This window comes from Listeria monocytogenes ATCC 19117, from assembly GCF_000307025.1.
Classification (GTDB): domain Bacteria; phylum Bacillota; class Bacilli; order Lactobacillales; family Listeriaceae; genus Listeria; species Listeria monocytogenes_B.
Genome location: NC_018584.1, coordinates 2633618 through 2654654, shown reverse-complemented (window position 1 = coordinate 2654654; position 21037 = coordinate 2633618). Strand labels below are relative to the sequence as shown.

Annotated in this window: 18 protein-coding genes; 17 read left to right on the top strand and 1 reads right to left on the bottom strand. The window is 38.5% G+C overall.

Annotated features, from left to right (window positions below; genetic code table 11):
• The first annotated feature begins 357 nt into the window (after window positions 1–357).
• A complete protein-coding gene (gene rpoE / locus LMOATCC19117_RS13085; protein WP_003728401.1) occupies window positions 358–894 on the top strand; it encodes a DNA-directed RNA polymerase subunit delta in 537 nt (178 codons plus the stop codon).
• Window positions 895–1258: 364 nt separating this feature from the next.
• On the top strand, window positions 1259–2857 hold the full coding sequence (locus LMOATCC19117_RS13080; RefSeq protein WP_003726102.1) for a CTP synthase: 1599 nt from the start codon (window positions 1259–1261) through the stop codon (window positions 2855–2857).
• A gap of 52 nt (window positions 2858–2909) precedes the next feature.
• Here LMOATCC19117_RS13080 and LMOATCC19117_RS13075 read toward each other — a convergent pair whose 3' ends face one another.
• Window positions 2910–5222: a GW domain-containing glycosaminoglycan-binding protein gene (locus LMOATCC19117_RS13075; RefSeq protein ID WP_003734482.1), complete on the bottom strand. Its 2313-nt coding sequence runs from the start codon at window positions 5220–5222 to the stop codon at window positions 2910–2912.
• A gap of 316 nt (window positions 5223–5538) precedes the next feature.
• On the opposite strand from LMOATCC19117_RS13075, the gene LMOATCC19117_RS13070 reads away from it, so the two are divergent.
• The 15 genes from LMOATCC19117_RS13070 (at window position 5539) to prmC (ending at window position 20820) form a co-directional block, all read left to right on the top strand.
• Window positions 5539–6459 (top strand): diacylglycerol kinase family lipid kinase, encoded by a 921-nt coding sequence (locus tag LMOATCC19117_RS13070; RefSeq protein ID WP_003727871.1) that lies wholly within the window; start codon window positions 5539–5541, stop codon window positions 6457–6459.
• Window positions 6460–6626: 167 nt separating this feature from the next.
• Complete coding sequence (gene fba / locus LMOATCC19117_RS13065; RefSeq protein ID WP_003724024.1) at window positions 6627–7481, top strand: class II fructose-1,6-bisphosphate aldolase; 855 nt, start codon at window positions 6627–6629, stop codon at window positions 7479–7481.
• A gap of 320 nt (window positions 7482–7801) precedes the next feature.
• Window positions 7802–9085: a glycosyltransferase family 4 protein gene (locus tag LMOATCC19117_RS13060; protein WP_003726362.1), complete on the top strand. Its 1284-nt coding sequence runs from the start codon at window positions 7802–7804 to the stop codon at window positions 9083–9085.
• Window positions 9078–10103, top strand: coding sequence for a glycosyltransferase family 4 protein (locus tag LMOATCC19117_RS13055; RefSeq protein WP_009917757.1), 1026 nt, complete (start codon window positions 9078–9080; stop codon window positions 10101–10103). The genes LMOATCC19117_RS13060 and LMOATCC19117_RS13055 overlap by 8 nt, the downstream gene beginning before the upstream one ends.
• A gap of 6 nt (window positions 10104–10109) precedes the next feature.
• Entirely contained in the window at window positions 10110–11183 is a 1074-nt protein-coding gene (locus LMOATCC19117_RS13050) for a lysylphosphatidylglycerol synthase transmembrane domain-containing protein (RefSeq protein ID WP_003726360.1), read from the top strand.
• A 116-nt stretch (window positions 11184–11299) separates the two neighbouring features.
• Window positions 11300–12571, top strand: a complete 1272-nt coding sequence (locus tag LMOATCC19117_RS13045; RefSeq protein WP_003734483.1) for a UDP-N-acetylglucosamine 1-carboxyvinyltransferase — start codon at window positions 11300–11302, stop codon at window positions 12569–12571.
• A 104-nt stretch (window positions 12572–12675) separates the two neighbouring features.
• The gene (gene rho, locus LMOATCC19117_RS13040; RefSeq protein WP_003734484.1) at window positions 12676–13947 is read left to right on the top strand and encodes a transcription termination factor Rho; all 1272 of its coding nucleotides are present in this window, start codon (window positions 12676–12678) and stop codon (window positions 13945–13947) included.
• Between the two features lie 32 nt (window positions 13948–13979).
• Window positions 13980–14417 (top strand): cell wall teichoic acid glycosylation protein GtcA, encoded by a 438-nt coding sequence (gene gtcA / locus LMOATCC19117_RS13035; RefSeq protein WP_003734485.1) that lies wholly within the window; start codon window positions 13980–13982, stop codon window positions 14415–14417.
• A gap of 101 nt (window positions 14418–14518) precedes the next feature.
• On the top strand, window positions 14519–14764 hold the full coding sequence (locus LMOATCC19117_RS13030; RefSeq protein WP_003726356.1) for a type B 50S ribosomal protein L31: 246 nt from the start codon (window positions 14519–14521) through the stop codon (window positions 14762–14764).
• A 221-nt stretch (window positions 14765–14985) separates the two neighbouring features.
• Window positions 14986–16272: a homoserine dehydrogenase gene (locus LMOATCC19117_RS13025; protein ID WP_003726355.1), complete on the top strand. Its 1287-nt coding sequence runs from the start codon at window positions 14986–14988 to the stop codon at window positions 16270–16272.
• A gap of 2 nt (window positions 16273–16274) precedes the next feature.
• The gene (gene thrC / locus LMOATCC19117_RS13020) at window positions 16275–17330 is read left to right on the top strand and encodes a threonine synthase (protein WP_003726354.1); all 1056 of its coding nucleotides are present in this window, start codon (window positions 16275–16277) and stop codon (window positions 17328–17330) included.
• Entirely contained in the window at window positions 17330–18196 is an 867-nt protein-coding gene (gene thrB / locus LMOATCC19117_RS13015) for a homoserine kinase (RefSeq protein ID WP_003726353.1), read from the top strand. Before thrC ends, thrB begins: the two co-directional genes overlap by 1 nt.
• 111 nt (window positions 18197–18307) lie before the next feature.
• Complete coding sequence (locus tag LMOATCC19117_RS13010) at window positions 18308–18883, top strand: thymidine kinase (protein WP_003726352.1); 576 nt, start codon at window positions 18308–18310, stop codon at window positions 18881–18883.
• A gap of 22 nt (window positions 18884–18905) precedes the next feature.
• Window positions 18906–19982, top strand: a complete 1077-nt coding sequence (gene prfA / locus LMOATCC19117_RS13005) for a peptide chain release factor 1 (protein ID WP_003726351.1) — start codon at window positions 18906–18908, stop codon at window positions 19980–19982.
• Window positions 19969–20820 (top strand): peptide chain release factor N(5)-glutamine methyltransferase, encoded by an 852-nt coding sequence (gene prmC / locus LMOATCC19117_RS13000; protein WP_003727887.1) that lies wholly within the window; start codon window positions 19969–19971, stop codon window positions 20818–20820. Before prfA ends, prmC begins: the two co-directional genes overlap by 14 nt.
• Window positions 20821–21037 lie beyond the last annotated feature (217 nt).

The window sequence follows — 21037 nt, the reverse complement described above, 5'->3', positions numbered from 1 at the left end:
ATTTATAGGTTACTCGTTGACGTCATAACCAAAATGTACTAAAGTTAATAGAAACATAGGTAATTGAAAAAACGGGGAGAGCATATGATGAAGCGATTAATAATTTTGGCGCTGCTTTTCGTGTTTCTGTGCGTCGCAATCTATATTCTCTACGACTTTCAACTTGGATCAATCCCAATTCTTTTAATGGCCATCCTTTTCTTTTACATCGGATATCAAATAGTCAAGAAGAATTGATGTAATTAAGAAAATTTAGGTTGTACTTGCCAGAAATAACATGTAAAATAGTGAAGTTGGGCTGAACGAAAAAATAACAGCTAAATAAATTGGAATTACGATAGAAAGGGCGTGCCAGTTTTGGATTTAAAGAACTTAACGCAAGAAGAACGTAGTGAACTATCTTTAATTGATGTTGCACATTTTATTTTGGAACAGCGGAAAGAAACTATTCTTTTCCCTGAATTAGTGAAAGAGATTCAAGCGTTCCTAGGTTTGAAAGATGCAGAAATAAGGGAGCGTCTTGTTCAATTTTATACAGATATGAATATTGATGGAAACTTTATTTCACTAGGAAACAACACGTGGGGACTTCGTGCATGGTATCCAATGGATGCGATTGATGAAGAAGTTCAAACACAAACAACACCGAAGAAAAAACGTAAATCAGACGATGATGACGATGAAGATGAAGAAATCTTGGATGATGACGTGGACTACGATGATGAAGAAATCGTGGAAGAGCTTGGTGAAGAAGAAATTTCTCTTGCAGATGTCTTACTTGATGAAGACGAAGATGACGATGATCACTTGCCAGACGGAATCGAAGGCGACTTAGCAACTGTAGAAGATGATTATACGGACGGGGATTATACAGAAGACCCAGAAGATAAATAATAACTAATTTTAATCAGATAGATGCGTCCATTTTTGTGGAAAAGTGTCTGTCTGATTTTTTTTAGCCTACTTAATGGATTGATGGCGGTTTCATAAAATAAAGACTTGACTTCTATCGCCATCATTAGTAGTATTTTATTTGGGCTCCCTTTTATAGGGACGGATATTTATGAGAATCAGCGCTCCCTTACTTTTAAAAGTAGGCGGAGTGTTTTTTATTTTGGTTTACAAAATACTTGAAATTGTGATTTGTGTGCTAGAGAGATAATCACAATATTGTTTTATCTGGCAATTTCCCACCCCAGCAGGAAAATCGTCAGACCCTGCAAGTTTTTCATTTCAGGAAGGAGTAGATTTTTTTAACATGACAAAGTATATTTTCGTTACAGGTGGCGTAGTTTCGTCAATCGGAAAAGGAATCACAGCAGCATCACTCGGACGTTTGCTGAAAAATCGTGGACTTAGTGTAACCATTCAAAAATTTGATCCATACATCAACGTAGATCCAGGAACAATGAGTCCATACCAACACGGGGAAGTTTATGTGACAGATGACGGCGCGGAAACGGACCTAGACCTTGGCCATTACGAACGTTTTATCGATATTAACTTAAATAAATACAGCAACGTGACAACTGGTAAAGTTTACTCGGAAGTTATTAAAAAAGAACGTCGCGGGGATTACTTAGGTGGAACAGTGCAAGTTATTCCACACATTACAAACGAATTAAAAGACCGTGTTTTCCGTGCAGCGCGCATGACCAATTCAGATATTATCATCACTGAAATTGGTGGAACAGTTGGGGATATCGAATCTTTACCATTCTTAGAAGCAATTCGCCAAATTAAAAGTGATGTTGGTGCAGAAAACGTACTTTATATCCACACAACTTTAATTCCTTACATCAAAGCAGCTGGCGAAATGAAAACTAAACCAACACAACATAGTGTAAAAGAGCTTCGTAGCTTAGGAATTCAACCAAACATTATCGTTGTTCGCACAGAGCAGCCAGTTTCACAAGAAATGAAAGATAAGATTGCGCTATTCTGTGATATTAAAGCTTCCGAGGTTATTGAATCTCGCGATGAAGAAACACTTTATAACGTACCACTTTCTCTACAAAAACAAAAAATGGATGATATCGTCCTTGAGCACTTACAATTAGAAGCACCACAAGCGGAAATGACGGATTGGAAAAACTTAGTACACCGTGTGAAAAACCTTTCCAAAAAAGTTCGTATTGGCCTAGTTGGTAAATATGTTTCCTTGCAAGATGCTTACCTTTCTGTAGCAGAAGCACTTCGTCATGCAGGATATGATCATGATGCAGAAATCGAAATTGACTGGATTGATTCCGAAAAAGTAACAAAAGAAAATGTTGCTGAAATCATGAAAGACGTTGATGGTATCTTAGTTCCTGGTGGTTTCGGCGACCGTGCCATTGAAGGTAAAATTGCTGCTATTGAATATGCACGCGTAAACAAAGTGCCTTATTTTGGTATTTGTTTAGGAATGCAACTAGCAACTGTTGAATTTGCCCGTAATGTTCTTGGTCTTGAAGGAGCTCATTCTGCAGAAATCGAACCAGAAACAAAACATAACATCATTGATTTATTACCAGAACAAAAGAACATCGAAAACATGGGCGGAACACTTCGTTTAGGACTTTATCCAGCGCGTATTAAGCAAGGTACTAAAGCCGAGGCCGCTTATGGTACAACTCTTGTTGAAGAGCGTCACCGTCATCGTTATGAGTTTAATAACGAATATAGAGAGCAGATGGAAGAAGCTGGTATGATTGTTTCTGCAACAAGTCCAGATGGTCGTTTAGTTGAAGTAGTTGAATTAGCTGATCATCCTTGGTTTGTCGCTTGTCAATATCACCCAGAATTCATTTCTCGTCCAAATCGTCCGCAAAGCTTGTTTAAAGATTTTGTTGGCGCTGCACTTAATAATAAATAAGGTAATAATAAAAATCTCCCAGCCATAATTGGCTGGGAGATTTTTATTATTATTATTTAGTAGCACTAAGGTTCGAAGCTTTTGTCCAACCAATAAAGGTGGAGCTTGTTCTTATTCGATACCAAAGTTGCCCTTCGACCGTTGCTTGTTTATCCACGGTTAGTTTTTGACCTTTGTAAGCAGCTAAAGTGCCCCATCTAACATCCGCATCTACAACAGGAACTTTGTAGTACGCTTCGTTTACTTTGTTCGCAATCACATAGCGAGTTAAATTAGTATCTTTCTCCATGCTTTGCTTATAGAACGTATCGAGTGCACGAGTATCAACCCAACCGATTACTTTCCCGTCAATGCTGAATTGATACCAGGTAGTAATTACTGTTTTAGCTTCGCGCAAGATTCGCATGTTTTTACCTTGGTAGACCGAAAGTTGATTAACAAGTTTAGAGCCTTCCGTTCTGTAAGGTTTTGTCCAAACGGCATTGCCTGGCGCAGTTTTTACTCTAGCATAGGCTGTGGCGCCTTTATCATATTCAATTTTATCGTATGGCGTAGTTGTTGTTAAGTTCGAAGCTTTTGTCCAACCGATAAAAGTAGTGCTTGTTCTAACGCGGTACCAAAGCTGTCCTTCGACCGTTGCTTGTTTATCCACGGTTAGTTTTTGATCTTTATAAGCAGCTAAAGTGCCCCATCTAACATCCGCATCCACAACAGGCACTTTGTAGTACGCTTCGTTTACTTTGTTCGCAATCACATAGCGAGTTAAATTAGTATCTTTCTCCATGCTTTGCTTATAGAACGTATCGAGTGCACGAGTATCAACCCAACCGATTACTTTCCCATCAATACTAAATTGATACCAGGTAGTAATTACTGTTTTAGCTTCGCGCAAGATCCGCATGTTTTTGCCTTGGTAGACCGAAAGTTGATTGACAAGTTTAGAGCCTTCCGTTCTGTAAGGTTTTGTCCAAACGGCATTACCAGGTGCAGTTTTAACTCTAGCATAGGCTGTGACACCTTTATCGTATTCAATCTTATCAAATGGAGAGGTAGCTGTTAAGTTGGAAGCTTTCGTCCAACCAATAAAGGTAGTGCTTGTTCTAACGCGATACCAAAGTTGCCCTTCCACCGTTGCTTGTTTATCCACGGTTAGTTTTTGATCTTTATAAGCAGCTAAAGTGCCCCATTTGACATCCGCATCAACAACAGGTACTTTGTAGTAGGCCTCACCAGTTTTGTTGGAAGCGACATAGCGAGTTAAATTAGCTGGTTGTTCCATGCTTTGTTTGTAGAACGTATCGAGTGCACGAGTATCAACCCAACCGATTACTTTCCCGTCAATGCTGAATTGATACCAAGTAGTAATTGGTGTTTTAGCTTCACGCAAGATCCGCATGTTTTTACCTTGGTAGACAGAAAGTTGATTAACTAGTTTCGAGCCTTCTGTTCTGTAAGGTTTTGTCCAAACTGCATTACCAGGTGCAGTTTTAACTCTAGCGTAGGCTGTGACGCCTTTATCGTATTCGATTTTGTCGTAAGTAACTTTGCTAGCTTGAATCGCTTTGTACTTTTCATTAATCAATGTAACAAAACTATTGAAATTATAACCCCATTGGTTGAAATAAGAAACAGGATCAGTATGGGTTGTTCCGCCTAAATAACGTGTAACTGCATCGTGGGACCAGACTGTTCCTTTGCCGTCACTGTGCGCGCTATCAACAGGAAGGTTATATTGATCTAAAAGGTACGCAGCATAATAGGCATAGTTATTAATAGAACGAGCAAATTCATCGAATGTCTTCGAACGAACTAATTCAACTTGGATAAAACGAGCATTAGCATATTGTCCTGCTCCCCAAACACCATTTTCAGTAGGATGGATTTGGATTATACGAGACTTGTCTACAAAAGCGTGAACAAAGGCATTGTTGTAGTTGGTACTCATATAATTGATTTCACCTGTAATAGTAGATGAATTATTTGCTGTTTCATGAATAACTATTCCTTCTGGTTTGCCGTAACCATTACGATAGTTGAATTTAGGAAATTGGCTTTTTAATTGTTTTTCTATTTTTGCTGTTGAAAATTTGTTTGATTTAATATAGGCATTAACATCAGGGTATCCTGTTGTTGCGCGAAGCAAAGGGACTTGCTGTAGTACGCTATTAGTTCCATCTTCAAAGCCGTCATGTTCTTCCGTTGCAGTCCCATCTCTAACTCCTTTTGGGATATAAGTAGCTTGACCATCTGCTTTTTGCACCGGATCAATGGAAGCAGCACTTGCTTTTTCTGTAATCATAGTAGCGGAGGTGCCAATAAAAACAAGGCTTGCAAAAACAACCGCCGATTTTACTAATTTTTTCAAAGTTTAAATCCTCTCCTAACTGCACTACTTTTTATATTAAATAAAAGTATTCTATTTCTAATTATGACAACACGCCTGGTTGTAGTCAATGGATATTGGTAACAATGAACCTATTTACGTATGTTTTTTTCTGTAAAAGCAATAAAATTTCGATATGGTGTCCCAAAATGTAATTTTAACTAATTTAATGTATGTGAATTGTAATAGGTAAAAAGCCCTTCAATTTAACTAGCGTTTTCTTTCAGTCAAACAAGTTGACATCCTAAGGCCAAAATAGGAAACTAAATTATATATATAGGAAAGAGGGAGCGGCAATTTGCAAAAGAAAGCGATGATAATATACAATCCGGCAGCGGGTAAAAATAAGTTTAGAAAATTACTTCCGGATGCAGAAAAAATTTTAACAGAAGCAGATTTTGAAGTAACTTTAGTCCCATCAACTCCAGCACCTAAAAGTACTACATTTATTGCCAAACAAGCTGCAGAAGCCGGTTTTGATGTTGTAATTGCAGCAGGTGGAGATGGTACAGTAAATGAAGTTGTTAATGGGTTGATGCAAGTTGATACCCCACCGAAACTAGGAGTGTTACCGGTTGGAACGACGAATGATTATGCGAGAGCGTTAAATTTTGCTAAAAATCCACTCGAAGCACTTCGAATTATAGCCAAGCAAGAAACAATTCGTGTCGATATCGGTAAAGCCAATGAGACCGAATTTTTCATTAATAACGCAGCTGGTGGGAAAATAACCGAAATAACTTATGCTGTAAAAGAATCAATGAAATCCAAATGGGGCAGACTTGCTTATCTGTTTAGCGGTTTAACTGTTCTTCCAAAACTATCACCAGTGTACGTCGAAATTGCATATAACGATAAAATATTTAAAGGTGAGATTTTGCTGTTTTTTGTAAATAAGTCCAACTCGGTCGGTGGTATGGAGACATTGTGTCCTCCTGCTGAATTAAATAGTGGAATGTTTGAGTTATTAATTTTAAAGAAAGTCTCTCCTAAAACATTATTTCAATTATTTGCTTCTATAAAAAAGGGTACACACTTAAGTAGTCCGCATGTAATCCATGCGCGAACAAATAAAGTTACTATAAACAGCGAAGCAGATTTAAATGTTAGCTATGATGGTGTATATGGAGGAAAAGCACCGTATACATTAGAGGTAATCCCAGAAGCATTAGAAGTATTTGCTGATACAAATCGGATTTCTTCCCGTCTTAGAGGCTAAAGCGTTTACACTAGAAAATTTTCTAGTTTTTATGGTAAATTCATCACAAATCTGTTATCATATGTTTGTTAGGGGAAAATAGCTGCCACTATTTTTCACGGCGGAAATTCAAATCTTAGGGAAAATCAAAATGGTTTTCCTAAATTCCTGAGGGAGGAAATTGTATTATGCCTATCGTTAACATGACAGACATGCTGAAAAAAGCATTAGCTGGAAAATATGCTGTTGGTCAATTCAACATCAACAACCTTGAATGGACTCAAGCTATTTTGAAAGCTGCAGAAGCAGAAAAAGCACCAGTTATTTTAGGAGTTTCTGAAGGAGCTGCTAAATACATGGGAGGATTCAAAACAGTTGTAAAAATGACTGAAGGACTTGTAGAAGACCTGAAAATCACTGTACCTGTTGCGATTCATCTTGATCATGGTTCAAGCTTTGATTCTTGTAAAGCGGCTATCGATGCAGGATTCTCTTCTGTAATGATCGACGGCTCTCACCACCCAATCGACGAAAACATTGCAATGACTAAACAAGTTGTTGACTATGCGCATGCTAAAGGCGTATCTGTTGAAGCTGAAATTGGAACTGTTGGTGGAGACGAAGACGGAGTTACTGGCGGAATCAACTATGCTGATCCACAAGAATGTTTACGTGTAGTTAAAGAAGCTAACATTGATGCACTAGCTGCAGCATTAGGTTCTGTTCACGGTCCTTACCACGGCGAACCTGTTCTTGGTTTTGACGAAATGAAAGAAATCTCCGAACTTACAGGTGCTCCACTTGTACTTCACGGTGGTTCTGGAATTCCTGAACACCAAATCAAAAAAGCAATTGAACTAGGTCACAGTAAAATCAACGTTAACACTGAATGCCAAATCGTTTGGACTGCAGCTGTTCGCGAAAAATTAGCTACTGATGACAAAGTTTATGATCCACGTAAAGTAATCGGCCCTGGTGTGGACGCGATTATCAAAACTGTAACAGAAAAAATTCAAGAGTTTGGTTCTAACGGTAAAGCGTAAGACGAACTTTATGATGATATAAAAATAACTGGTAGGATCACTTGTTGATTTTACCAGTTATTTTTTATGTATTTCGAGGGTTAGTATAGAGGGAATTTAATTATCGTTATTAAGACTAATATGGTATGATAACTATAGCTTTCATTTAATAGACTGAATCAATCTAAATTTCCCGATAAAAAATCATGCTTCAGGCGCATGTTTTATCTAAATAAATGAGCCATAATGTAGTTAGTTATGTGATACGACTTACTATAGTTATGTTATAATAATATATTAAATGATGAATGAACCAACGAGGAAGAGAGTAGGCGATAGTAATGAATATAGGGATTTTTACGGATACCTACAGTCCGCAAATTAGCGGTGTAGCTACATCGATAATGATTATGGAAAACGAACTAAGAAAACAAGGGCACACTGTGTATATATTTACAACAACTGACCCAAACGCTGATAGAGAGAGCGAAGAGGGCCGTGTGTTTCGTTTACCAAGTATTCCGTTTGTCTTTTTCCCAGAACGTCGCGTAGCAATTGCTGGAATGAATAAGTTTATTAAGCTAGTAGGGCGCTTGGATTTAGATATAATTCACACACATACGGAGTTTTCATTAGGTCTATTAGGTAAGCGAATTGCTAAAAAATATCATATTCCATCTATCCATACCTACCACACAATGTATGTCGATTACTTGCATTATATTGCGAAAGGTAAAATTTTGACACCTTCTATGGTGGGTAAAATGACAAAATCGTTCTGTGATAGCTATGATGCCATAATCACTCCAACTGCAAAAGTAAGGCATCACTTAGAAGAGCAAGGTATCCACAAATTAATGTACACTGTTCCAACAGGCACAGATATTTCATCGTTCGCGCCAGTTGAAAAACAGCGAATTCTAAACTTGAAGAAACTACTTGGTATTGGAGAAAATGATCCAGTGATACTATCACTTGGAAGAATTGCGCATGAAAAAAATATCGATGCGATTATTAATGCAATGCCAGAAGTCCTTCAAACCAAAACCACAGCCAAATTGGTTATTGTTGGCGATGGTCCTGTGCGCAAAGACTTAGAAAAATTAGTAGAAGAAAAACAATTAGCAGATCATGTTATTTTCACTGGTGCAGTAGACTGGGAAAATATTAGTTTATATTATCAATTAGGGGATCTGTTTGTGAGTGCTTCAACGACAGAAACACAAGGTTTGACTTATGCAGAAGCAATGGCCGCTTCTTTACCAGTTGTTGCCAAACGTGATGAAAGTATTGAAGGCTTTTTAAGCGACAGAGAAACAGCCTTTTTATTCAATGAAGATGATGAGCTTGCATCACTGTTAATAAATATACTTTCAGACAAAAATACAGCCACATTGGTCGCTACGAATGGCCGAGTAAAAGTGGAATCCATTTCTGCGGATCAATTTGGAATCAACATTGAATCTACATACAATGAAGTTCGTGAAATATACCGAGTAAAGCGCCAAAATGGGACGATTAAAGTAAAGCCCACGCTGATAAAAAGTAAAATAGCTTCACAAGTATTTTCACTATCATCTTCTACACACGTTCAAAGGAAAGAGAGGTCATCGCGGCGTGATTAAGTTGACAATGCTATCTTCGGCAGAAAAAGTAAAAGGTCAGGGTGTGGCATCAGCTTACCGCGAACTTGTGAATTTGCTAGAAGAACGATATAAGAATGAAATTGATATGAAGATTAATAGTTTTGAGAAATCGGATATCACGCATTACCATACCGTTGATTTCCGTTTTTTTCTTTCGACTTTTTTTAAGAAGAAACGAGGCGTTCGGGTCGGATATGTCCATTTTTTACCCGAAACAATGGAAGGGAGCCTCAAATTACCTTGGATTGCCCGCGTAGTTTTCTATAAATATTTGATTGGTTTTTATAAACGAATGGATGAGATTGTTGTTGTAAATCCCTCTTTTATTCCCAAACTTACGGCTTATAATATTCCAGCAGAAAAAATTCATTATATCCCGAATTTCGTTTCAAAAAAGAGCTTTTTCCCCATTTCAAAAGGAGAAAAAGAACTTGCTCGGGCAAAATATGAAATTCCGGCGGATAAATTTACCGTGATTGGAATTGGTCAAGTGCAACATCGTAAAGGTGTGCTTGATTTTATTGAGGTTGCTAAACAACTTCCTGATGTTCAATTTGTTTGGGCAGGCGGATTTTCTTTTGGTAAAATCACTTCTGGCTACGAGGAATTGAAGAAAATCTATGATAATCCACCAAGTAATGTGAAATTCATTGGAATTGTGGATCGTTCTGAAATGAATTCATGTATTAATATGGCAGATGTGTTCTTTATGCCATCTTACAACGAATTATTTCCAATGGCGATTTTGGAAGCGATGAGTTGTGATGTTCCGATATTATTACGAAATTTAGATCTGTATGAAGAAATTTTAGATGGCTATTATGTAAAAGAAGTAGATAACCCTGGTTTTATTAGGGCTATCGAACGTTTAGAAAATGATACAAATTATTATAATGAAATGTTACAAGCATCAAAACGAGGAGCGGCTTATTATTCAGAGGATCGACTGGCTGAAATATGGTTGGACTTTTATCAAGGATTATTAACGAAGGAGTGAAAGGTAATGAGTGGAGGCGCAAAGAAAAACCTATTTAATATTGCGATTGTATTAGCCATTAGCATCGGCTTCATTATTTGGCAATTTCAAGGCGTAGATATCTCCACTTTTTTTGCTTCGATGTTAAAAGTGAACCCTTGGTGGCTCTCGGCTGCCTTTGCTGCAATGTTTATTTATTGGTTTTTAGAAGCGGTTGTTTTACAAACTGCATCTAAACCAGCGAATAAGGACCAACGTTTTTTTTCGTCATTCCGGATTACAATGATTGGCCAATTTTTTAATACCATTACTCCAATGGCGACTGGCGGACAGCCTGCGCAACTCGTTATGTTGACGAAGCAAGGCATGGATGCGGGGCGAGGAAGTTCAGTCTTACTTGTAAAATTCATTATTTACCAAGCGATGGTCGTACTGAACTTTTTAGTTATCTTGATTTTTGGTATTCATTATTTAATGACTGGCGTGACACAATTGAAATTCCTTGTTTTACTAGGGTTTGGTGTGCATGTTATTGTCATCGCTGCGCTTATTTTAGTAGGAAGAAGCCAAAAGTTCACGACAAAATTAGTGCACGTTTTACTTATACCAACACGTTTATTTATGAAAAAAGAAAAAGTTTCTAATTTAAGAAATACATTAGATGAGAAAATTATTACTTTCCATGAAGAAAGTAGCCGAATTGGTAAAGATTGGAAATTAATTGTTCGTTGTTGTTTTTATACAACGTTGCAACTTTGGATTTACTTCTCAATCCCTTTCTTTATTTTACAAGCGATTGGTGTGACAGGAATTGGCCTGTATATGGCGATTACGTATCATGCTTTTATTATTATGTTTGCGACAGTCATGCCAACGCCGGGTGGGGCTGGGGGAGCTGAGTATACTTTCACTTTGTTATTCGGTATGTTACTCGGTCCGGCAAAACTCCTAATGGCACTTGTTTTATGGCGGATTATTACTTATTATAGCTGCATCGTTTTCGGGGCGGGCGCATTATTAATAAAAGATACAGCTTCGAAAAAAATTAAACCGCGTATCAAAGCACTCGCAAAAGCACCAGCCAAAAATATACCACAATGATTAAAAGCTTGGGACGTAATGTTCCCAGCTTTTTAGGGAAAGCATTTCTTGCAAAGTAAAACAAATTAATGGATAATGAAACAGTATTACATGCTTCAAGAAAGAAGGGTACATTTGTGACGGATAAATTGATTATTCGAGGCGGTAAAAAATTAGCTGGTACTTTGCAAGTGGATGGCGCAAAAAATAGTGCGGTGGCATTAATTCCAGCGGCAATTTTGGCGGAGTCTGAAGTGGTTTTAGAAGGTTTACCAGATATTTCGGATGTTCACACACTTTATAATATTTTAGAAGAGCTTGGCGGCACGGTTCGCTATGATAATAAAACAGCAGTTATTGATCCAACAGATATGATTTCTATGCCACTTCCATCGGGAAATGTGAAGAAATTACGTGCGTCCTATTATTTAATGGGTGCAATGTTAGGCCGATTTAAAAAAGCGGTTATTGGACTTCCAGGCGGTTGTTACTTAGGGCCACGTCCAATCGACCAACATATAAAAGGTTTTGAAGCATTAGGCGCAAAAGTAACGAACGAGCAAGGTGCGATTTATTTGCGTGCCGATGAACTCAAAGGTGCACGGATTTATTTAGATGTTGTAAGTGTTGGAGCGACAATCAATATCATGCTAGCGGCTGTTCGTGCAAAAGGAAAAACGGTTATCGAAAATGCAGCAAAAGAGCCAGAAATTATTGATGTTGCAACGCTTTTAACAAATATGGGAGCAATTATTAAAGGTGCAGGAACTGATACTATTCGAATCACTGGGGTAGAGCATTTACATGGTTGTCATCATACAATTATTCCAGACCGAATCGAAGCAGGGACATTCATGGTACTTGCAGCAGCTTCTGGGAAGGGAGTACGAATCGAAAATGTTATTCCTACCCATTTAGAAGGAATCATTGCAAAGCTCACAGAAATGGGCGTTCCAATGGATATCGAAGAAGATGCTATTTTTGTTGGGGAAGTAGAAAAAATAAAAAAAGTAGATATTAAAACTTACGCTTATCCAGGCTTCCCAACGGACTTACAACAACCGTTAACTGCTCTTTTAACACGTGCGGAAGGTAGTAGTGTCATCACTGATACAATTTATCCAAGCCGTTTTAAACACATTGCGGAGATTGAACGAATGGGCGGTAAGTTTAAACTTGAAGGTCGTTCGGCTGTCATAAATGGTCCTGTGCAACTTCAAGGTTCTAAAGTGACAGCGACAGATTTACGCGCCGGTGCAGCGCTTGTAATTGCAGCACTTTTAGCTGACGGAGAAACTGAAATTCACGGGGTGGAACATATCGAACGTGGTTACAGTAAGATTATTGAAAAATTATCTGCTATTGGCGCAAATATTACTCGTAGTAGCGCAGCAGAAACAAAATTATAAAAAATGAGGCTGAACGAATCAAGTCGTTTCAGCCTTCCCTCTAAATCCCTCCATTATCATTTATTCCTAAATACTATTTATTAACTCAAAAAGGTGGTACATATATGGCTAAACTGTCCATTGCACACTTAGAAAGTTTAACAATCAAAGAGATATATGCCTTAGCAAAAGAACACAAAATTACTTACTATAGTAAATTAACAAAACGAGAATTGATTTTTGCTTTATTAAAATCAAACGCAGAAAAAGAAGGATTTTTCTTCATGGAAGGTGTATTAGAAATTATTCCAAATGAAGGTTTTGGCTTCTTACGCCCTATCAACTATTCATCTAGTTCGGAAGATATTTACATCTCTGCTTCCCAAATTAGACGTTTCGAGTTAAGAACTGGGGATAAGGTTTCTGGAAAAGTTCGTCCTCCGAAAGAAAATGAACGTTACTTTGGCTTACTCCATGTTGAGGCTGTCAATGGAGAAAATCCTGAAGTGGCTAAAGAAAGAGTGCATTTCCCAGGACTAACACCGCTTTATCCAGATCGTCAAATTCATTTAGAAACAGGCAAAAATCCTATTTCCACAAGAACGATTGATTTGATTTCACCAATTGGTTTTGGTCAACGCGGACTTATTGTAGCTCCACCAAAAGCAGGTAAAACGGTATTACTTAAAGAAATTGCGAACGCGATTACTACTAATCATCCAGAGTCAGAATTGATTGTCTTGTTAATTGATGAGCGTCCGGAAGAAGTAACTGATATCGAACGTTCTGTAAAGGCCGATGTTGTCAGTTCCACATTTGATGAGGTACCTGAAAATCACATTAAAGTAGCAGAACTGGTTCTTGAACGAGCGATGCGTTTAGTAGAACAAAAACGCGATGTGGTCATTTTAATGGATAGTATTACGCGACTTGCGAGGGCCTATAACCTAGTGATTCCGCCAAGTGGTCGAACACTTTCAGGGGGGATTGATCCTGCTGCATTCCATAGACCGAAGCGCTTCTTTGGAGCTGCTCGTAATATTGAAGAGGGTGGAAGCTTAACCATTCTTGCCACAGCATTAGTTGACACGGGTTCTCGAATGGACGATGTTATTTACGAAGAATTCAAAGGGACAGGCAACATGGAGTTACATCTTGATCGCCAACTTGCAGAACGTCGCGTTTTTCCTGCTATCGATATGCGTCGCTCCGGCACAAGAAAAGAAGAATTACTACTATCCAAAGAGCGTCTTGAACAACTCTGGAAAATCCGCAAAGCGATGCCGAAACAAAGCGATGGACTAGATATTTCAGAACGATTTGTACGTTATTTGAAGAAAACGGAGAATAATGAAGCTTTTTATGAGTTACTACAAGAAGAGATGTTTAAAAAATAAATCAAAAATTTCACATAGAAAGAAGTTATTTTATGAGCAAAATAAGACAATTATTAAATAAAATTCCGTGGTACACAGATCAGGTACACAGTATTTTTATGTATTTAATAATGGGTGGATTTACTACCATTATTAATATAGTAACATTTTGGCTATGTACATATATTTTGAACTGGGATTATCGTATTGCAAATACCATTGCTTTTATCGCATCAGTACTTTTTGCCTACTTTTCGAATAAAAAATTTGTTTTTGATAGTTATACACCAACTTGGAAAGACCGCCTCCGTGAAGCGAGTTCATTTTTTGGTTTTCGTTGTTTAACCTATATAATAGATATTTTAGTCATGATTCTGTTAATCAGTTATTTATCTGTAGACGAATTATGGGCGAAAATCTGGACCAATATTATTGTGCTTGTACTGAACTACGTGTTTAGCAAATGGATAATCTTTAAAGTGCAAAAATAATCTTGCTTGTTTGCTTCAACATTGTTATAATATCTATACTGTGTGTAAAAGCACTTAATTACTCTGTTTCAGATGATTCAGGGCGAAGGAGTTGAAAAGAAATGAAAACTGGAATTCATCCTGAGTACCGTCCAGTGGTATTTGTTGATACTAGTACTGATTTCAAATTTTTGTCAGGTTCTACTAAGAGCTCAAGCGAAACAATTAAATGGGAAGATGGCAACGAGTATCCATTACTACGTGTCGAAATCTCTTCTGATTCGCACCCGTTCTATACTGGTAAACAAAAACATGCGACTGCAGACGGCCGTGTGGACCGCTTCAACAAAAAATACGGTCTCAAATAAGACTGTATGTAACGAACGAAATAATTTGCGCACTCAGCTTTTGCTGGGTGTGTTTTTTTATGGAATTATTTCTCAGAACTACTAAAAATAAAAACTTTCCTTTCAAGGGTTTACTTTTCCCTGTGAAGTTGCGTATAATATCACTAATTACTTTTTTTATGAGTAGGTATTAAAAAAGTTAAATTTTCTGTTTTGTTAAACAATAATAAGGAGGTTTTCAAGTGGAAGCAAAGTTACAAGTAGGTGTGTTAGGATTTGGAACGGTAGGTAGCGGTGTTATTCATATTTTAGAAGAGCATCAAGAAAAAATTAGTCAAGTAACTGGATACCATATTTCTGTTAAGAAAGTGCTAGTTCGTGACTTAGAAAAAAATCGCCGTTATGAAACAAAAGGTTTTGAACTAACCACCAATCCGTCTGATGTACTGGATGATCCAGAGATTGCTGTTGTTGTCGAGGTTATGGGCAGCATCACAACTGCGCGGGAATACATTTTGCAGGCCTTGAAAGCTGGAAAACATGTAGTAACTGCGAATAAGGATTTGATTGCGCTACACGGCGACGAATTAGTGGCAGTTGCACAAGCTAATAATTGTGATTTGTTTTATGAAGCGAGCGTTGCAGGTGGGATTCCGATTTTACGTACAATCGTAAACAGCCTTGCTGCGGATAAAATTCAAAAAGTAATGGGAATCGTCAACGGGACGACCAATTTTATGCTAACAAAAATGACGACAGAGAAAAAGTCATACGAAGATGTTTTAGCAGAAGCCCAAGCACTAGGTTTTGCCGAGTCTGACCCAACGAATGACGTGGACGGAATCGATGCCGCAAGAAAAATGGTTATTATGACAAGACTCGCATTTGGTATGAATGTGAATTTAGATAATGTAGAAACAAATGGTATTCGCGGGATTTCGCCTGAAGATATCGATGTAGCTTACCAATTAGGTTATAAAATTAAACTAGTAGGTACGGCGGAAGAAACAAACGGCACAGTTAATGTCAACGTGGGGCCGGTTTTATTACCAAAGGCTCATCCGCTTGCAGGTGTTAACTATGAAAATAATGCCGTATTTGTAACTGGTGCAGCAGTCGGAGAAACAATGTTTTACGGACCTGGTGCTGGCGAATTACCAACTGCGACCAGTGTGGTTAGTGATTTAATTACCGTTGCTAAAAATAGCCGTCTTGGTACTAATGGGAATGCTTTTAACAGCTACAAACACGAAACGAAGCATACACCGAAAGAACAAGTTTTCTCGAAATACTATCTTCGTCTAACAATGGACGATAAAACAGGAACCTTCCTTAAGTTGACGCAAATTTTTGCAGAAGCCGGTGTTGGTTTTGATAAAATTTTGCAACAACCGTATGATGATTTTACGGCGACCGTTGTTATCGTGACACATTCAACTAGTCAAGCACAATTAGAACAAGCAATCGCTAGGGTCAAAGATGAGCCAGAAATGCAAATGCTCGCAAAATATTCCGTTGTGGAGGGTTAAATATGTATAAAGGTTTACTAGAAAAATATAAAGAATATCTACCAGTAACTGATAAAACACCAATGATCTCACTTGCGGAAGGAAATACACCACTTATTCCATTACCGAATTTGTCCAAAGAACTGGGTGTTACTTTATACGGAAAATATGAAGGCTTAAATCCAACCGGTTCTTTTAAAGACCGTGGAATGGTTATGGCTGTTGCTAAAGCGAAAGAAGAAGGTGCCGAAGCGGTTATTTGTGCATCCACTGGGAATACTTCTGCTGCGGCTGCGGCATACGCAACACGTGCGGGATTAAAAGCGTACATTGTTATTCCAGAAGGCAAAGTCGCTCTAGGAAAATTAGCGCAAGCAGTTATGTACGGCGCAGATATTATCTCAATTCAAGGTAATTTTGATGAAGCGTTAAAATCGGTTCGTGAACTGGCTGAAACAGAAGCAGTAACGCTTGTAAACTCGGTAAATCCTTATCGTTTAGAAGGTCAAAAAACAGCTGCATTCGAAATTTGTGAGCAATTAGGTTCTGCTCCAGATGTCCTTGCAATCCCAGTAGGTAATGCCGGAAACATTTCTGCCTACTGGAAAGGGTTTAAAGAGTGGAATGAGGCCAAGGCTTCTGGACTTCCACGGATGCATGGTTTTGAAGCGGAAGGTGCGGCTGCGATTGTTCAAGGTAAACCGATTGATAATCCGGAAACAATTGCAACGGCGATTCGTATCGGAAATCCAGCTAGTTGGGAGCTTGCAGAAGCAGCTCGCGATGAATCTGGCGGATATATCCATTCTGTAACAGATGATGAAATTGTAAATGCGTATAAAAAAATTGCAGCACAAGATGGTGTCTTTATCGAGCCAGGTTCAGCCGCTTCATTAGCTGGTGTCATCCAACATGTAGCAAATGGAACAATTAAAAAAGGCGAAACAGTAGTTTGTGTCTTTACTGGAAACGGCTTGAAAGATCCGGATACTGCGATGAGTGTGCATGAAATTCCAATTTCTCATGTGGATGATATCGAAGCAATGCGCACACATTTACGTTCAGGAGTGAAAGCTTAATGCGTATTCGTGTACCGGCAACAACGGCCAATCTTGGCCCTGGCTTTGATTCGTGTGGTTTAGCGTTAACGTTATATTTAACGCTTGATATTGGAGCGGAAGCAGACTCTTGGTATATCGAACATAATATTGGCGGCGGGATTCCGCATGATGAAACCAATGTAATTATCGAAACGGCCTTAAACCTGGCGCCTAATTTAACGCCGCATCATTTAGTGATGACCTGTGATATACCGCCAGCTCGTGGACTCGGTAGTAGTTCTGCAGCGGTTGTTGCGGGGATTGAATTAGCCAATACACTTGCTGAACTTAACCTTTCAAAAGAGGAAAAAGTTCGGATAGCTGCTGAAATAGAAGGGCATCCCGATAATGTTGCGCCTGCTGTTCTTGGAAACTGGGTCGTAGGAGCGAAATTAGATGGAGAAGATTTCTATGTACGCCACCTTTTTCCGGATTGTGCTTTAATTGCTTTTATTCCAAAGGCAGAACTTCTTACTTCGGAAAGTCGCGGTGTTTTGCCTGATACGCTTCCATTCAAAGAAGCTGTCCAAGCGAGCAGTATCGCCAATGTAATGATTGCAGCAATTTTACGCAATGATATGGCGCTAGCTGGTGAAATGATGGAACGTGATTTATGGCATGAAAAATATCGCAGTCAATTAGTGCCACACTTAACACAAATTCGCGATGTTGCAAAAAGCCAAGGAGCCTATGCTGCTTGTTTGAGCGGTGCGGGCCCAACTGTCTTAGTGTTCGCTCCAAGAAACCTCGCTAACACACTGCAAACATCTTTACAAACACTGGAAATCGATGCAGACGTTCTTCTTCTTGATGTCGAAGGGAGCGGCGCAGAAGTTTTTCGTTAAAATCAAGCTATGCCCCTATGCGGCGTAGCTTTTTTTAACTATATGTCCCAATTTGTGCCGCTCTATGATAAAATAGGAAAAGAGTTTATAAAGTTAAAGGGAGCGGTCTTAATGGCACAATTATTTTTCCGTTATGGTTCCATGAATAGTGGGAAAACCATTGAAATTCTAAAAGTCGCACATAATTATGAAGAACAAAATAAAACAGTGGCTATCTTTACTTCAGGTATTGACGATAGAGACCAAGTTGGCTTCATTTCAAGTCGAATTGGACTGAAACGAGAAGCAACTCCTATTTTTAGTGACACAAATATTTTTGAAATCGTAGCGAATATTAAACCAAAACCAAATTGCGTTCTTTTAGATGAATCGCAATTTCTAGAAAAAGAACACGTATTTCAGTTAGCGAAAATTGTGGATGAATTAAATATCCCAGTTATTGCTTATGGTTTAAAAAATGATTTTCGAAATGAATTATTCGAAGGCTCGAAATACTTGCTATTATATGCAGATAAACTAGAAGAAATGAAAACAATTTGCTGGTTTTGTGCTAAAAAGGCAACGATGGTTCTGCGCGTGGATGACAAAGGAAAACCAGTTTATACAGGTGAACAAATTATGATTGGCGGAAATGACCACTATTACCCTGTGTGTCGCAAATGTCATGCCAATCCACCAATAAAATAATTAAAAGAGGTGTTGAAATACAATGTATGATCGATTACAGGCGGTGGAAGACCGTTATGATGAACTAAATGAGTTATTAAGTGATCCAGATGTAGTATCGGATCCAAAACGACTACGCGACCTTTCCAAAGAACAATCCGGCATTACGGCGACAGTCGAAACGTACCGCGAATACAAAAATGTGAACGAACAAATTAACGAAACAAAGGAACTCCTAGGAGAAAAACTAGACGATGAAATGCGCGAAATGGCCAAAGAAGAATTCGCGGAACTTCAAAAAGAAAAGGCAGACTTAGAAGAACGACTAAAACTATTACTCGTTCCAAAAGATCCTAATGATGACAAAAACGTTATTTTAGAAATCCGTGGAGCAGCTGGTGGAGATGAAGCAGCTTTATTTGCCGGCGATTTATTCCGTATGTACAGCAAATATGCGGAATCACGCGGCTGGAAAGTAGAAATCATGGACGCGAACCCGACCGGTATTGGCGGTTACAAAGAAATTATTGCGATGATGAACGGAAATGATGCCTTTTCCCGAATGAAATATGAGAACGGGGCGCACCGTGTTCAACGTGTACCAGAAACAGAATCAGGCGGTCGAATCCATACATCAACAGCGACAGTAGCCATTTTGCCAGAAGCGGAAGAAGTAGAAATTGAACTGCACGATAAAGATATCCGCACTGATACATTTGCGTCTACTGGTGCCGGTGGACAAAGTGTCAATACGACGATGTCAGCTGTACGTCTAACGCATATTCCAACCGGGATTGTCGTATCGATGCAAGATGAACGTTCCCAGCTAAAAAATAAAGACAAAGCGATGAAAGTATTACGCGCACGTGTATATGATAAATTTGAACGTGAAGCTCGCGAAGAATATGATGCCAACCGTAAATCAGCTGTAGGTACGGGTGACCGCTCCGAACGTATCCGGACTTACAACTATCCGCAAAACCGCGTAACCGACCATCGCATCGGCTTAACCATTCAAAAGCTAGATCAAATTATGGAAGGTAAACTCGATGAAATCATTGATGCGCTTATCCTAGAAGATCAAACAAGTAAATTGGAGCATTTAAATGACGCAAATTAGTCAGTTGCTAAAAAATGCTGAAGCCATCCTTCTTGAAAAAGGGCTAGACCAAAATGCAGCAGAAATTTTACTAGAAACCAGAATGGGACTTTCGCGTTCTGAGCTTTGGATGGAAATAAGTCGTGAACTTGAACCAAATCATGAAAAGCAATTCGAGGAAGATTTTGCTAGATACTTAGCTGGTGAGCCGGTGCAGTATATTTTAAAAACAGCACCTTTTTATGGCTATGATTTTTTAGTGACAGAAGATGTCCTTATTCCGCGTCCCGAAACAGAAGAGTTAGTCGCTTGTGCGGAGGATTTTTTGAAAAAACATCCAGTTAAAAACGTACTAGATGTATGCACCGGAAGCGGGATTATCGCGATTGCACTCAAAAAAGCATTTCCTGATATTTCGATGACGGCTTCTGATATTTCTGCTCCAGCACTTGCCGTGGCCAAAAAGAATGCATTGTTATTAAATGCGGATGTGCGTTTTGTCGAAACAGATTTACTTGAAGCATTTAAACAAAACGAAGAACGATTCGATATGATTGTCGCCAATCCGCCCTATATTTCTGAAGCAGAAAAAGCAGAAATGTCGGATTATGTGCTAAAAAACGAACCTTCATTAGCATTATTTGCTGAAAATGATGGACTCGCTATTTATGAACGATTTGTGGATAACTTACAATATGTCCTAAATTCCTCTTTTTGGGTAGGGGTGGAGATAGGTTATACACAAGGCGAGCGTGTAAAACAACTATTCGAAAAAAGTTATCCACATTCCACAGTTATTATCCACAAAGATATCAATTCAAAAGATCGCTACGTAACATGCTCTAATATATTGGTATAAAGGCGTTTCTATAAAAGAAGCGTCTTTTTCTTTGGAAAGTTATCCACAAAACTGTGGATAAAATGTTGTGCAAAAAAATTTTTTAATCAAATCTTAATAAAGAAAATGGCTTTTTTACTTAGCTTTACGAATTATCCACATTTCACAAGAAGTTATCCCCATTGACAAAGTTATTATCCACAGTTTGGGGATAACTTTTGTTCAAAAATAGCGATTT